Origin of the sequence: Pseudomonas frederiksbergensis (assembly GCF_035751725.1) — a bacterium.
Taxonomy (GTDB): Bacteria; Pseudomonadota; Gammaproteobacteria; order Pseudomonadales; family Pseudomonadaceae; genus Aquipseudomonas; species Aquipseudomonas frederiksbergensis_A.
The window spans coordinates 5,460,930-5,476,433 of the sequence record NZ_CP142104.1 but is presented as its reverse complement, the minus strand read 5'-3'; the positions used below and the strand labels follow the sequence as shown (position 1 = coordinate 5,476,433).

The window sequence follows — 15,504 nt, the reverse complement described above, 5'->3', positions numbered from 1 at the left end:
CCGTTGTGGGAGCTTTTTTATATCGAGAAATGGATTGGAGCTGTACGCCTCGTTTTATCTTCCGGTTAATACGGTTCCCGTCCTCATGAGGAGGGCGGTTCATTCACGGAAGATAAAATGTCTGTTTTCAAGAAAATCCCAAAGCTGTGGGGCCTTCCGGGCGCCCTGTTGATTACCGCGTCCGCGGCTTTTGCGGGGGAAACCGCGCCGGGCATCGATGACCTCGGCAAACCCTTCAACCAATACACCTGGGTGACCGCACACAACGGTTACGTGGACGACATGCGCACACAACTGGAGCGAGGCGTGCGCGGCTTCATGCTAGACCTGCACCCCGGCAATCTGTCGGGAGAGGCTGATGTCTACCTCTGCCACGCAGGCGAGACGGGGCGCTGCGATGTGCGTAATGACCGGATGCTTGTCGACGTATTGAACGACGTGTTCCTGCCGTTCCTTCGCAGCAGTCCGGAGGTTGTGGTCACCCTGTTGCTGGAAAACTACGTCGACCGGATCAACCTGCAAGACGCGCTTAGCCGTGTACCTGGCTTGGCGGACTGGGTGTTCGACCCAAGTCCTTACGCCGAAGACCCCACCTGGCCAACGCTGGCCCAGATAATCGCCAGCGGCAGGCGCCTGGTCATCCTGACTGACCGGAGCGCGGGAGCGTATGAGATCGATGGCAAGACCCTCCATCTGCTGCGTGACAAGCAGTGGGAAAACCAGAATTACTGGGACTTGGGCATCACGGTTCTGGAGCACGAGTGGAGCTGCCCATCGCGTTGGGAACAGTACGACGCGCACGTATGGGCGTCTGGATTTGGTCATTGGCCGAGGCTGTTCGTGATGAATCAGTTCCACACCTGGGGGGCTACTGCGGACCACGCAGCGGCCTTGGACAACAACCTGACCTGGCTTGAGCGACGCGTGGACACTCATTGCGCAGTCGCGATGGGCAAGCGTACCGCGCCGAATTTCCTGGCGATCAACTTCAACCAGGCCGGTGATGCCTTCTCCTATGCCGCTGCATTGACTCAGGGCGGGTTCTATTTTTATGAAGCGAATCAGGCCAGTCCGGCCGGGGACACCACCTGCGTCATTCCCGCAGGCCAAAGCCAGTCCCTGAGATTGCCCGCGCGCGGTTGTGAGAATGATGAAGCGCGGTCGATGAAGTTACGCGGCATTTCTGCGGGCACGCGTGTGATGGTCTACGACTCGCCTGGCGGTAGCATCACGGATGACTATGCCGTCATCGATATCAAGCGCGATATCGGCCTCGACGAAGCGATAACGGTCAACACGTTCGAGCGCAATGAGGATAACGCCGATTTCAGGCTGGTTTATGTTCGTGAGAACGGCCTGGATGGCAAGATTTCCCGCATTGTCATCGGCGAGACGCCGTTGGATTCCGACGCGAATGACATGCAGTAGAAATCTGCATCTTGAGCGAGTGGAAAAAGCAAAACCCCGCAGCATCCAAGGATGTCTGCGGGGTTCGTCAATGGACGGCTCAGCCTTGTACCGGAACGCCCTTGAGGTAAGGTGCCGGTTCTGCTCCGAGGTTGTTGAGCATGCGCTCGCTGTACCAATCCACGAAGTTCACCACGCCGAACTCATAGGTCTTGGAGTACGGGCCCGGCTGGTAGGCGGTGGAGTTGATGCCGCGCTGGTTTTCTTCGGCCAGGCGACGGTCCTGGTCGTTGGTGGCGTCCCAGACTTCGCGCATGCGGGCCACGTCGTAGTCGACGCCTTCGACCGCGTCCTTGTGCACCAGCCACTTGGTGGTGACCATGGTTTCCTGGGCGCTGATCGGCCACACGGTGAACACGATGATGTGGTCGCCCATGCAGTGGTTCCACGAGTGCGGCAGGTGCAGGATACGCATCGAGCCCAGGTCCGGGTTCTTGATACGGCCCATCAGCTTGGCGCAGCCCTGCTTGCCGTCCATGGTCATTGACACGGTGCCCTTGAGCAGCGGCATGCGCACGATACGGTTGCGCAGGCCGAAACTGGCGTGGGCGTAAGGGATCTTCTCGGCTTCCCAGGCGGCGGCGGAGGCGGCCACGTGGTCCTTGAACGCCTGGTCGGCGCGCGGGTCGGTGACGTCGTCCCATTCCAGCAGGGTCTTGAGCAACTCAGGGTGCGAGGCGTTGCAGTGGTAGCACTCGCGGTTGTTTTCCAGTACCAGTTTCCAGTTGGCCTTTTCCATCAAGGTGGTTTGCACCGCCACCTTGGTGTTTTCCATGTCGTAGGGTTCCATGTAGTGGTTCAGGGTCGACAGGAAATCATCGATGGCCGGCGGGTTCTCGGCCAGGCTGATGAAGATGTAGCCGCCGGCAGTCTTCACGTTCACCGGCTTGAGGCCGTACTGCTTCATGTCGAAGTCGGCGCCCATCTCGGTGCCGGCGAACAGCAGGCGACCGTCCAGTTCGTAGGTCCACTGGTGGTAGTGGCAGACCAGCTTGGCGACCTTGCCCTTGTCGCTGGTGCACAGCCGCGAACCGCGATGACGGCAGACGTTATGGAATGCATGCACCACGCCTTCGGCACCGCGGATCACAATGATCGGGTTCTTGCCGACCTGCAGCGTCAGGTAGTTGCCCTTGGCCGGGATTTCGCAGGTCATGCCGGCGATCAACCATTCCTTCTGGAAGATTTCCTGCATGTCGATATCAAACAGGCGTTCATCACTGTAGAACGGTTGCGGCAGCGAAAAGGTGCGTTCGCGCTCTTGGAGCATCTGCGCGGTGGCCTTGCGTGCGGGTTCCAGCGGATCGCCCAGGCTCAGGGTAGTGGTGACGTCCATCGTTTTGTCCTCATGGTCCTCTACGTGACCATCAAAAAAGTGGCTGATCGGTTGTGCTACGCAAGGCAAAAAATCTGTTTGTCTGTGGGGGCGAGTGTGGGGCCGCACAGGGGCGCAACCTTATCCATGGGCGACATGGCCCAATCTGTTCCCGACGCGCAAGCCCCGGTAGTTGGGGGCTGGTCGCGATAAGTATGTGAATGTCGCAGATAGGTAAATGGCGGCGCAGGCGCCTGCGCACAATCGCCCTCATGAAGGCCGGCAGTCGGCCGTGGAGATCAGCATGTCCAATAATTTCCTGAACCCGGTCACGACCCAGACCTGGGCCAATGGCCGACATATCGTGCGTTGCGTCAAAGTCATCCAGGAAACCTGGGATGTGCGCACCTTTTGCTTCATGGCCGACCAGCCGATCATGTTCTTTTTCAAGCCTGGGCAGTTTGTCACCCTGGAGCTGGAAATCGAAGGCCAGCCGATCATGCGTTCCTACACCATCTCCAGCTCGCCGTCCGTGCCCTACAGCTTCTCCGTAACGATCAAGCGCGTGCCCGGGGGCAAGGTCTCCAACTGGTTGCACGACACCCTGCACGAAGGCCAGGAACTGGCGGTGCACGGGCCGGTGGGGCTGTTCAACGCCATCGATTTCCCGAGCCCGAAAGTGCTGTACCTCAGTGGCGGCGTGGGCATTACGCCGTGCATGTCCATGGCGCGCTGGTTCTACGACACCAACGCCAATGTCGACATGACTTTCATCCACAGCGCCCGCTCGCCCAAGGACATCATCTACCACCGCGAGCTGGAGCACATGGCTTCGCGGATCGACAATTTCAGCTTGCACCTGATCTGCGAAAAGCATGGCCTGGGCGAGCCGTGGGCCGGGTATCGCGGTTATCTGAACCACAAGATGCTGGAACTGATGGTGCCCGACTTCCTGGAGCGCGAAGTGTTCTGCTGCGGTCCGACCCCGTACATGACCGCCGTCAAGCGCCTGCTGGAAGCGGCCGGCTACGACATGAAGCGTTATCACGAGGAATCCTTCGGCGCCACGCCACCGGAAGCCCGTGCCGACGCCGTGGAACAGGCCGAACAAGCGGCCGACGCCCCTGAAATCGACGCGGCGGACCTGCACATGGTGGAATTCACCTCATCGGGCAAGAGCATTCGCGTGGGGCCGGGAGAAACCGTCCACGCCGCCGCCGCCAAGCTCGGCATGATGATTCCCAAGGCCTGCGGCATGGGCATCTGCGGCACCTGCAAGGTCTTGAAGCTGGGCGGGGAAGTGGAGATGGAGCACAACGGCGGGATCACTGAAGACGACGAGGCTGAGGGATACATCCTGTCGTGCTGCAGCGTGCCGAAGGGGGACGTGCGGATCGATTTCTGATTTGCTCGCTCAGGCAGGTGTAAATCCCTCTGTGCCTGGAGGGATTTACTCGTGCCTACGGGGATTTACCCGTGGCGAAAGGATAAATCCCCTCGCCACAGGTGTCCCGGCCCGGTCTTGAGTGTGTTTCTACTTAGCCCGCCATCACTTCCCGAATATCCGCCGCCAATTCCCGCACTCGCGCTTCTTCGGTGTCCCACGAGCACATGAAGCGTGCGCCGCCCTTGCCGATGAAGGTGTAGAAGCGCCAGCCCTTGGCAGTCAGCGCGGCGATGGCCGGTTCCGACAGTTGCAGGAACACGCCGTTGGCCTGGACTGGGAACATCAGTTCCACGCCGGGAATGTCGCTGACCAGCTCGGCGAGCAATTGCGCGCAGTGGTTGGCATGGCGGGCGTGCTTGAGCCAGGCGTCGTTTTGCAACAAGCCGACCCAGGGCGCGGACAGGAAGCGCATTTTCGACGCCAGTTGCCCGGCCTGTTTGCAGCGGTAGTCGAAGTCTTCGGCCAGGTCGTGGTTGAAGAACAGGATCGCTTCACCCACCGCCATGCCGTTTTTCGTGCCGCCAAAGCACAACACGTCCACGCCGGCTTTCCAGGTCAGGTCGGCCGGGCTGCAGCCGAGGAAGGCACAGGCGTTTGAGAAACGCGCGCCGTCCATATGCAGGTTCAGCCCCAGCTCCTTGCAGGTAACGCTGATGGCACGGATTTCTTCCGGCGTATAAACGCTGCCGACTTCGGTGGCCTGGGTCAGGGTGACGACGCGGGGCTTGGGGTAGTGGATGTCCTGGCGCTTGAGGGCAACCTCGCGGATCGACTCGGGGGTCAGCTTGCCGTTTTCAGTGCGTGCCACCAGCAGTTTGGAGCCGTTGGAGAAAAACTCCGGCGCGCCGCATTCGTCTGTTTCGACGTGGGCGGTTTCCGAGCAGATCACGCTGTGGTAACTCTGGCACAGCGACGACAGGGCCAGGGAGTTGGCCGCCGTGCCATTGAACGCGAAGAACACTTCGCAGTCGGTTTCAAATAGCTCTCGAAAGCCATCTGCCGCGCGATGAGTCCAATCGTCATCGCCATAGGCGCGCTGGTGACCCTGGTTGGCTTCTTCCATGGCCGCCCAGGCTTCGGGGCAAATGCCGGAATAATTGTCGCTGGCGAATTGTTGACTCTTGTCGGTCATGGCCTTGCTCCTTGAATAGAGAGTCCTGGGTAAGAGATCCCTGGCGGAATTCCCCGGATGAGGGGTTCCATGGTTCGGCGTGCTTGGGTCCACAACGCCGTGAACGATTCTGGTGCGCACTTTACCCAAGATTGATGGGGGAACATAAGGGATGTTTCTGTCAGGAAAAGACCTTGTCATTGAGTCGATATAAACATGGGGCGACGTGATGGCGCGCTGGACCTGCTCAAGTGGCTGGCACTGTTGTCGATGATCCTTGATCATCTGCGATATGTCGGTTTTTCCGCCGATTGGTTGTATGTGCCGGGGCGGTTGGCGTTTGCGTGGTTCTGCCTGGCGATCGCGGCGAACCTGGCGCGCAACGATGCCAGCAGCAACCCGTGGCGCTACCTGGGCTGGCTGTTGCTGTTCAGTGCCGTCAGTGAAATTCCCTATCGCTTGTTCATTCCCGACCCCGCCACCTTGAATGTCATGCCAACGTTGATGCTTGGGTTATTGGTGGCGCGCTGTTGGCAGACGCCCACGCTGGAGGCGCGATGCCTGGCCGCAACGGCGTTGCTGCTGGCAGCGCTGTTTTCGTCGCGGCTGATGTTCGGCTTCTACGGCGTGCTGCTGCCGGTGGCGATGTTGCTGGTGTTTCGCCGGCCCTGGTATTTCGCGTTGCTGCCGGGATTGGCCTGCGTGGCGGCCAATCAATGGCGGGTCCTGTATGGCGCGGCATGGCTGGGGGATGCGGTGGCGATTTGGGGGCTGGTGGCTTGCCTGATTGCGCCATGGCTGGGGCTGATGCTCTTGCGACATGCCAGTCGTTTTCATCCATTGCCGATGCGGCGCTGGGCGTATGGCCTTTATCCCGCGCATTTCCTGGTCTTGCTCGCGGTTCGCCAAGCAATGGCTTAACCCCGTGGCGAGGGAGCTTGCTCCCGTTGGGCTGCGAAGTAGCCCCAAGACCTGACATCTTGTTTATCAGGCAGATCTGCGTGGGCCTTTTTGGGAGGGCTTCGCCCTCCAGCGGGAGCAAGCTCCCTCGCCACAGTGCCGGTGCTCCATTCCATTTGAGCGCATGTCGTAAACGCACCTTTGCGTGGCGTCCATAGGCATTTGACCTGCCTGCGCCGGCCATACCATCGCATCCAAAGGGCACGACCGAAACGGTCCGTGCCTCACCGAGACGAAAGGCGCACCGCCGCCGCTGGGAGAGACGCGATGTTCAGCAAGCAAGACCAAATCCAAGGCTACGATGATGCACTGCTGGCGGCGATGAATGCCGAGGAGCAACGCCAGGAAGATCACATCGAACTGATCGCGTCGGAGAACTACACCAGCAAGCGTGTGATGCAGGCCCAGGGCAGCGGCTTGACCAACAAATACGCCGAAGGCTATCCGGGCAAGCGCTACTACGGTGGTTGCGAGCACGTTGATAAGGTCGAAGCCCTGGCCATCGAGCGCGCCAAGCAACTGTTCGGCGCTGATTACGCCAACGTCCAGCCGCACTCCGGTTCGTCGGCCAACAGCGCCGTGTACCTGGCCTTGCTGCAAGCCGGCGACACCATCCTGGGCATGAGCCTGGCCCACGGCGGTCACCTGACCCACGGTGCCAAAGTGTCGTCCTCGGGCAAGCTCTACAACGCGGTGCAATACGGCATCGACACCACCACCGGCCTGATCGACTACGACGAAGTCGAGCGCCTGGCGGTCGAGTGCAAACCGAAGATGATCGTCGCCGGTTTCTCCGCCTACTCCAAGACCCTGGATTTCCCACGCTTCCGCCAGATCGCCGACAAGGTCGGTGCGCTGCTGTTCGTCGACATGGCCCACGTCGCCGGCCTGGTCGCCGCCGGCCTGTACCCGAACCCGCTGCCGTACGCCGACGTGGTGACCACTACCACTCACAAGACCCTGCGCGGTCCACGTGGCGGCCTGATCCTGGCCAAGGCCAACGAAGAAATCGAGAAGAAGCTCAACGCCGCAGTATTCCCCGGCGCCCAGGGCGGCCCGCTGATGCACGTGATCGCCGGCAAGGCCGTGTGCTTCAAGGAAGCGGCGGAGCCTGGCTTCAAGGCTTACCAGCAGCAAGTGATCGATAACGCCCAGGCCATGGCTGGCGTGTTCATCAAGCGTGGCTACGATGTAGTGTCCGGTGGCACCGATAACCACCTGTTCCTGGTCAGCCTGATTCGCCAGGGCCTGACCGGCAAGGACGCCGATGCTGCGCTAGGTCGCGCCCACATCACCGTCAACAAGAACGCCGTGCCGAACGACCCACAGTCGCCGTTCGTGACCTCGGGCCTGCGCATCGGCACCCCGGCGGTGACCACGCGCGGTTTCAAGGTTACCCAATGCGTCACGCTGGCCGGCTGGATCTGCGACATTCTCGACAACCTCGGCGATGCCGATGTCGAGGCCAATGTCGCGCAGCAAGTGGCGGCCCTGTGCGCGGACTTCCCGGTTTATCGCTGAGTCGGTTTTGGAGTAAATGACTATGCAACGCTATTCGGGCTTCGGCCTCTTCAAACACTCACTCAGCCATCATGAAAACTGGCAGCGGATGTGGCGCACGCCGACCCCGAAAAAGGTCTACGACGTGGTCATCGTCGGCGGTGGCGGGCATGGCCTGGCGACCGCCTACTACCTGGCCAAGGAACACGGCATCACCAACGTGGCCGTGGTCGAGAAGGGCTGGTTGGGCGGCGGTAACACCGCGCGCAACACCACCATCGTGCGCTCCAACTACCTGTGGGACGAATCGGCCCACCTGTACGAACACGCGATGAAACTCTGGGAAGGCCTGTCCCAGGACCTGAACTACAACGTGATGTTCTCCCAGCGCGGCGTCTACAACCTGTGCCATACCCTGCAGGACATCCGTGATTCCGAGCGCCGTGTCAGCGCCAACCGCCTCAACGGCGTGGACGGCGAGCTGCTCAACGCCAAGCAAGTCGCCGACGAGATCCCGTACCTGGATTGCTCGAAAAACACCCGCTACCCGGTGATGGGCGCCACCGTCCAGCGTCGCGGCGGCGTGGCCCGTCACGATGCCGTGGCCTGGGGCTTTGCCCGGGCGGCGGACGCGTTGGGCGTGGACCTGATCCAGCAGACCGAAGTGATCGGCTTCCGCAAGGAAAACGGCGTGTGCATCGGAGTCGAAACCAACAAGGGCTTCATCGGCGCCAAGCGCGTCGGCGTGGTCACCGCCGGTAACTCCGGGCACATGGCCAAGCTCGCGGGCTTCCGCCTGCCGGTCGAATCCCACCCGTTGCAAGCGTTGGTATCCGAGCCGATCAAGCCGATTATCGACAGCGTGATCATGTCCAACGCCGTGCACGGCTACATCAGCCAGTCCGACAAGGGCGACCTGGTGATCGGCGCCGGTATCGACGGCTACAACGGCTACGGCCAGCGGGGTTCGTACCCGGTGATCGAGCACACCATCCAGGCCATCGTCGAGATGTTCCCGGTGTTGTCCCGCGTGCGCATGAACCGCCAGTGGGGCGGCATCGTCGACACCACGCCGGACGCCTGCCCGATCATCTCCAAGACCCCGGTGCCGAACATGTTCTTCAACTGCGGTTGGGGCACCGGCGGCTTCAAGGCCACCCCGGGCTCGGGCAACGTCTTCGCTGCAAGCCTGGCCAAGGGTGAAATGCACCCACTGGCCGCGCCGTTTTCCATCGACCGTTTCCACAACGGCGCACTGATCGACGAACACGGCGCTGCTGCCGTCGCCCACTAACAGGAGAAATCCCTATGTTGCACATCTTCTGTCCTCACTGCGGCGAACTGCGCTCCGAAGAGGAATTCCATGCATCCGGCCAGGCGCACATCCCGCGCCCGCTGGATCCGAACGCCTGCACCGACGAGGAGTGGGGCGACTACATGTTCTTCCGTGACAACCCACGCGGCTTGCACCATGAGCTGTGGGACCACGTCGCCGGTTGCCGCCAGTATTTCAACGCGACCCGTGACACCGTGACCTACGAGATTCTCGAAACCTACAAGATCGGCGAAAAGCCGCAGTTCACCGACAAGGCTGACAGTCCGAAAGCGGCTGCACAGGCTCTGGGAGAGAAGGTATGAGCCAGATCAATCGCCTGTCCAACGGCGGACGGATCGACCGCAACAAAGTGCTGACATTCACCTTCAACGGCCAGACCTACAAAGGCTTCGAAGGCGATTCCCTGGCCGCTGCGCTGCTGGCCAACGGCGTCGACATCATCGGTCGCAGCTTCAAGTATTCCCGTCCGCGTGGCATCTTCGCCGCCGGCGCCGAAGAGCCGAACGCGGTGCTGCAGATCGGCGCCACCGAAGCCACGCAGATCCCGAACGTGCGCGCCACGCAACAGGCGCTGTACCAGGGTTTGGTCGCCACCAGCACCAACGGCTGGCCGAACGTGAACAACGACATGATGGGGATTCTCGGCAAGGTCGGCGGCAAGCTGATGCCGCCGGGCTTCTACTACAAAACCTTCATGTACCCGCAATCGTTCTGGATGACCTACGAGAAGTACATCCGCAAGGCCGCAGGCCTGGGTCGCTCGCCGACCGAGAACGATCCGGACACCTACGACTACATGAACCGTCACTGCGATGTGCTGATCGTCGGCGCTGGCCCGTCCGGCCTGGCCGCCGCGTTGGCTGCTGGCCGCAGCGGTGCCCGAGTGATCCTGGCCGATGAGCAGGAAGAGTTCGGCGGCAGCCTGCTCGACTCCCGTGAAAGCCTGGACGGCAAGCCGGCGACCGAATGGGTCGCTGCCGCGGTGGCTGAACTGCGCTCGATGCCCGAAGTGGTATTGCTGCCTCGCGCCACGGTGAACGGTTACCACGACCATAACTTCCTGACCATCCATGAGCGCCTCACCGACCACCTTGGCGACCGCGCACCGATCGGCCAGGTTCGCCAGCGCATCAACCGCGTCCGCGCCAAGCGCGTGGTGCTGGCGACCGGCGCCTGCGAGCGTCCGCTGGTCTACGGCAACAACGACGTGCCGGGCAACATGCTGGCCGGCGCCGTGTCCACCTACATCCGCCGCTACGGCGTGGCACCGGGCAAGAAACTGCTGCTGAGCACCAACAACGACCACGCCTATCGCGTCGCCCTGGACTGGTTCGATGCCGGCCTGCAAGTGGTCGCCGTCGCCGACGCGCGCAGCAACCCACGTGGCGCGCTGGTGGAAGAAGCGCGCGCCAAGGGCATCCGGATCCTCACCGGCAGCGCCGTCATCGAGGCCCGTGGCAGCAAGCGCGTGACCGGGGCACGGGTTGCCGCGATCGACGTCCGCGCCCACAAAGTCACCAGCCCCGGTGAATGGCTGGACTGCGACCTGGTGGCCAGCTCCGGCGGCTACAGCCCGGTGGTCCACCTGGCTTCGCACTTGGGTGGCAAGCCGATCTGGCGTGAAGACATCCTCGGTTTCGTACCGGGCGAAGCACCGCAAAAACGTGTCTGCGTCGGTGGTGTGAACGGCGTCTACAGCCTCGGCGATAGCTTGGCCGACGGCTTTGAAGGCGGCGTGCGCGCGGCCAGCGAAGCCGGCTTCAAAGCGGTGGAGGGCGTGTTGCCCAAAGCCCTGAGCCGTCACGAAGAGCCAACCCTGGCGCTGTTCCAGGTACCTCATGAAAAAGCCACCGCACGGGCGCCGAAGCAATTCGTCGACCTGCAGAACGACGTCACTGCCGCCGCCATCGAACTCGCCACCCGCGAGGGCTTCGAGTCGGTGGAACACGTCAAGCGCTACACCGCACTGGGCTTCGGCACCGACCAGGGCAAGCTGGGCAACGTCAACGGCCTGGCCATTGCGGCCCGCTCGCTGAACGTGAGCATCCCGCAGATGGGCACCACCATGTTCCGTCCGAACTACACGCCGGTGACTTTCGGCGCGGTGGCGGGTCGGCACTGTGGGCACATCTTCGAGCCGGTGCGTTTCACCGCGCTGCATGCCTGGCATGTGAAAAACGGTGCCGAGTTCGAAGACGTCGGCCAGTGGAAGCGCCCTTGGTACTTTCCGAAGAACGGCGAAGATATGCATGCCGCGGTCAAGCGCGAATGCAAGGCCGTGCGTGACAGCGTCGGCCTGCTCGATGCCTCGACCCTGGGCAAGATCGACATCCAGGGTCCGGATGCCCGCGAGTTCCTCAACCGCGTCTACACCAACGCCTGGACCAAGCTGGACGTGGGCAAGGCCCGCTACGGCCTGATGTGCAAGGAAGACGGCATGGTCTTCGACGACGGCGTGACAGCCTGTCTGGCGGACAACCACTTCCTGATGACCACCACCACCGGCGGCGCGGCGCGCGTACTGCAATGGCTGGAGATCTATCACCAGACCGAATGGCCGGACCTGAAGGTGTACTTCACCTCGGTCACCGACCACTGGGCGACCATGACCCTGTCGGGCCCCAACAGCCGCAAGCTGCTCGGCGACGTCACCGACATCGACCTGGACAAGGACGCGTTCCCGTTCATGACCTGGAAGGAAGGCCTGGTGGGCGGCGTGCCGGCCCGGGTGTTCCGGATCTCGTTCACCGGTGAGCTGTCGTACGAAATCAACGTGCAGGCCGACTACGCCATGGGCGTGCTCGAGCAGATTGTCGAGGCCGGCAAGAAGTACAACCTGACCCCGTACGGCACCGAGACCATGCACGTATTGCGGGCCGAGAAGGGCTTCATCATCGTCGGGCAGGATACCGACGGCTCGATGACCCCGGACGACCTGAACATGGGCTGGTGCGTCGGCCGAACCAAGCCGTTCTCGTGGATCGGCTGGCGCGGCATGAATCGCGAAGATTGCGTGCGTGAAGACCGCAAGCAACTGGTGGGCCTCAAGCCGATCGACCCAAATGTCTGGCTGCCGGAAGGCGCGCAATTGGTGTTCAACCCGAAGCAGGCGATCCCGATGTCGATGGTCGGCCACGTCACCTCCAGCTATGCGCATAACTCCCTGGGTTATTCGTTTGCGATGGGCGTGGTCAAGGGCGGCCTCAAGCGCCTCGGCGAGCGGGTGTTCGCGCCATTGGCCGACGGCAGCGTGATCGAGGCAGAGATTGTTTCTTCGGTGTTCTTCGATCCGAAAGGCGATCGGCAGAATATTTGATACCTGATCGTTCCCACGCAGAGCGTGGGAACGATCAATCTACGGAACGGGTGCTCCATATGACCGCAGTCAACGTGTACCAACAACGCCCAACCACCGGGGCCAAGGCCGAGTCGTCGCTGCATCATGCCGACCTCGCCAGCCTGGTGGGCAAGGGTCGCAAGAATGCCGGTGTGACCGTGCGCGAGAAAAAACTCCTGGGCCACCTGACCCTTCGGGGCGACGGCCACGACCCGGCGTTCGCCGCCGGTGTGCACAAGGCCCTGGGCCTGGAATTGCCAGGTGCCCTGACCGTCGTCATCAAGGGCGAAACCAGCCTGCAATGGCTCGGCCCGGATGAATGGTTGTTGGTAGTCCCCACCGGCGAAGAGTTCGCCGCCGAGCAGAAGCTGCGTGAAGCCCTGGGCGACCTGCACATCCAGATCGTCAACGTCAGCGGCGGCCAGCAGATACTCGAACTGTCCGGCCCGAACGTGCGCGACGTGCTGATGAAATCCACCAGCTACGATGTTCACCCAAGCAACTTTCCGGTGGGCAAGGCGGTGGGCACGGTGTTCGCCAAGTCGCAACTGGTAATCCGCCACACTGCCGAAGACACCTGGGAACTGGTGATCCGCCGCAGCTTCTCCGATTACTGGTGGCTGTGGCTGCAGGATGCGGCGGCGGAGTATGGGTTGAGCGTGCAAGCCTGATTCTTGGCCTTGGAATGCTGTTGTGGCGAGGGAGCAAGCTCCCTCGCCACGGGGTTTTGTGTCGCTTCGTTAAATTCGAACAGGAGTCACCGCAATGAGCCGCGCCCCAGACACATGGATCCTGACTGCCGACTGCCCCAGCGTGCTCGGCACGGTGGACGCGGTGACCCGCTTTCTGTTCGAGCAGGGCTGCTACGTCACCGAGCATCACTCGTTCGACGACCGGCTCTCGGCGCGCTTCTTCATTCGCGTGGAGTTTCGCCAGCCCGACGGTTTTGACGAGCAGAATTTTCGCGCGGGCCTGGCTGAGCGGGCGCAAGCCTTCGGCATGGTCTTCGAACTGACGCCACCCAACTACCGACCCAAAGTGGTGATCATGGTCTCCAAGGCCGATCACTGCCTGAACGATCTGCTCTACCGCCAGCGCATCGGCCAACTCTCCATGGATGTGGTGGCCGTGGTCTCGAACCATCCGGACCTCAAGCCGCTGGCCGACTGGCACCAGATTCCCTACTACCATTTTCCCCTGGACCCGAACGACAAGCCTGCCCAGGAGCGGCAGGTGTGGCAGGTGATCGAAGACACCGGCGCCGAGCTGGTGATCCTTGCGCGCTACATGCAAGTGCTGTCGCCGGAACTGTGCCGCAAGCTCGATGGCAAGGCGATCAACATCCATCACTCCCTCCTGCCGGGTTTCAAGGGCGCCAAGCCGTATCACCAGGCCTATAACAAAGGCGTGAAATTGGTGGGCGCCACGGCGCACTACATCAACAACGACCTGGACGAAGGCCCGATCATCGCCCAGGGCGTGGAAGTGGTGGACCACAGCCACTATCCCGAAGACCTGATTGCCAAGGGCCGGGACATCGAAGGGCTCACGTTGGCGCGGGCGGTGGGGTATCACATTGAGCGAAGGGTGTTCTTGAACGCCAATCGCACGGTCGTTCTTTAAATTTCCAGGGCCGCTTCGCAGCCCATTCGCGAGCAGGCTCGCCAAGAGGCCCTGAGAGACAAAAAACAGACAAACCACAAGCACTAACCCGAGCAATCAACGCGCTGCCTGCCTGGGCGGCGCAGTTTCATAAAAACAACAGCGAGGTGAAAGCATGTCCGGTAATCGTGGTGTCGTGTATCTCGGCAACGGCAAGGTCGAAGTACAGAAAATCGACTATCCCAAAATGCAGGACCCGCGCGGCAGGAAGATCGAGCACGGCGTCATCCTGCGCGTAGTCTCCACCAACATCTGCGGCTCCGACCAACACATGGTGCGCGGCCGCACCACCGCCCAGACAGGCCTGGTCCTGGGTCACGAAATCACCGGTGAAGTGATCGAGAAGGGCAGCGATGTCGAGAACCTGAAGATCGGCGACCTGGTGTCGGTGCCGTTCAACGTGGCTTGCGGGCGCTGCCGTTCCTGCAAGGAAATGCACACCGGCGTCTGCCTGACCGTCAACCCGGCCCGTGCCGGCGGTGCTTACGGTTACGTGGACATGGGCGACTGGACCGGCGGCCAAGCCGAATACGTACTGGTGCCGTACGCCGATTTCAACCTGCTGAAACTGCCGGACCGCGACAAGGCCATGGAGAAAATCCGTGACCTGACCTGCCTGTCCGACATCCTGCCCACCGGCTACCATGGCGCCGTCACTGCTGGTGTTGGTCCTGGCAGCACTGTCTACATCGCCGGTGCCGGCCCGGTTGGCCTGGCCGCTGCTGCTTCCGCTCGCCTGCTGGGCGCGGCAGTCGTGATCATCGGTGACGTCAACCCGGTTCGCCTGGCCCACGCCAAGGCCCAGGGTTTCGAAATTGCCGACCTGTCCCAGGACACGCCGTTGCACGAACAGATCGCCGCCTTACTGGGCGAGCCTGAAGTCGACTGCGCCGTCGATGCGGTAGGCTTCGAAGCCCGCGGCCATGGCCACGACGGCGTCAAGCACGAAGCCCCGGCCACCGTGCTCAACTCGCTGATGGGCGTGGTTCGCGTGGCTGGCAAGATCGGTATCCCCGGCCTCTACGTCACCGAAGACCCGGGCGCCGTCGATGCGGCAGCCAAAATGGGCAGCCTGAGCATCCGCTTCGGCCTGGGCTGGGCTAAATCCCACAGCTTCCACACCGGCCAGACCCCGGTGATGAAGTACAACCGCCAACTGATGCAGGCGATCATGTGGGACCGTATCAACATTGCCGAAATCGTCGGTGTGCAGGTGATCAGCCTGGATGATGCGCCGAAAGGCTATGGCGAATTCGACGCGGGCGTGCCGAAGAAGTTTGTGATTGATCCGCATAAGTTGTTCAGTGCGGCATAAGCGGTAAAGGGCTGGACGGAAGAAGGGCGACAGTGATGTCGCCCTTCTTAGTTT

General features: G+C 61.8%; 12 protein-coding genes. 10 read left to right on the top strand and 2 right to left on the bottom strand.

Features of this window, described 5'->3' with window-relative positions; genetic code table 11:
* The first annotated feature begins 117 nt into the window (after positions 1-117).
* Positions 118-1,428, top strand: coding sequence for a PI-PLC domain-containing protein (locus VQ575_RS24660; protein WP_325918598.1), 1,311 nt, complete (start codon positions 118-120; stop codon positions 1,426-1,428).
* 79 nt (positions 1,429-1,507) lie between these two features.
* Here VQ575_RS24660 and gbcA read toward each other — a convergent pair whose 3' ends face one another.
* Positions 1,508-2,803 (bottom strand): glycine-betaine demethylase subunit GbcA, encoded by a 1,296-nt coding sequence (gene gbcA, locus VQ575_RS24655; RefSeq protein ID WP_039590635.1) that lies wholly within the window; start codon positions 2,801-2,803, stop codon positions 1,508-1,510.
* Between the two features lie 283 nt (positions 2,804-3,086).
* Between gbcA and gbcB the strand changes: the two genes are divergently transcribed.
* Entirely contained in the window at positions 3,087-4,187 is a 1,101-nt protein-coding gene (gene gbcB / locus VQ575_RS24650; RefSeq protein ID WP_039590878.1) for a glycine-betaine demethylase subunit GbcB, read from the top strand.
* Positions 4,188-4,320: 133 nt separating this feature from the next.
* On the opposite strand, the gene VQ575_RS24645 is transcribed toward gbcB, so the two are convergent.
* A complete protein-coding gene (locus tag VQ575_RS24645; protein ID WP_045157155.1) occupies positions 4,321-5,361 on the bottom strand; it encodes a threonine aldolase family protein in 1,041 nt (346 codons plus the stop codon).
* A gap of 195 nt (positions 5,362-5,556) precedes the next feature.
* Between VQ575_RS24645 and VQ575_RS24640 the strand changes: the two genes are divergently transcribed.
* From VQ575_RS24640 to fdhA, 8 genes are all read left to right on the top strand, one after another.
* Positions 5,557-6,261: a TraX family protein gene (locus VQ575_RS24640; protein WP_325918597.1), complete on the top strand. Its 705-nt coding sequence runs from the start codon at positions 5,557-5,559 to the stop codon at positions 6,259-6,261.
* Positions 6,262-6,567: 306 nt separating this feature from the next.
* Positions 6,568-7,821, top strand: a complete 1,254-nt coding sequence (gene glyA, locus VQ575_RS24635; RefSeq protein ID WP_030139294.1) for a serine hydroxymethyltransferase — start codon at positions 6,568-6,570, stop codon at positions 7,819-7,821.
* A 22-nt stretch (positions 7,822-7,843) separates the two neighbouring features.
* Positions 7,844-9,094, top strand: a complete 1,251-nt coding sequence (locus VQ575_RS24630) for a sarcosine oxidase subunit beta (RefSeq protein ID WP_030139293.1) — start codon at positions 7,844-7,846, stop codon at positions 9,092-9,094.
* A gap of 14 nt (positions 9,095-9,108) precedes the next feature.
* A complete protein-coding gene (locus VQ575_RS24625) occupies positions 9,109-9,438 on the top strand; it encodes a sarcosine oxidase subunit delta (protein ID WP_039590645.1) in 330 nt (109 codons plus the stop codon).
* Entirely contained in the window at positions 9,435-12,452 is a 3,018-nt protein-coding gene (locus VQ575_RS24620; protein WP_039590648.1) for a sarcosine oxidase subunit alpha, read from the top strand. Before VQ575_RS24625 ends, VQ575_RS24620 begins: the two co-directional genes overlap by 4 nt.
* A 59-nt stretch (positions 12,453-12,511) precedes the next feature.
* On the top strand, positions 12,512-13,144 hold the full coding sequence (locus VQ575_RS24615; RefSeq protein ID WP_039590650.1) for a sarcosine oxidase subunit gamma: 633 nt from the start codon (positions 12,512-12,514) through the stop codon (positions 13,142-13,144).
* Positions 13,145-13,238: 94 nt separating this feature from the next.
* Positions 13,239-14,096 (top strand): formyltetrahydrofolate deformylase, encoded by an 858-nt coding sequence (gene purU, locus VQ575_RS24610; protein ID WP_039590651.1) that lies wholly within the window; start codon positions 13,239-13,241, stop codon positions 14,094-14,096.
* Between the two features lie 154 nt (positions 14,097-14,250).
* A complete protein-coding gene (fdhA, locus tag VQ575_RS24605) occupies positions 14,251-15,450 on the top strand; it encodes a formaldehyde dehydrogenase, glutathione-independent (protein ID WP_039590652.1) in 1,200 nt (399 codons plus the stop codon).
* The last annotated feature ends 54 nt before the right edge of the window (positions 15,451-15,504 follow it).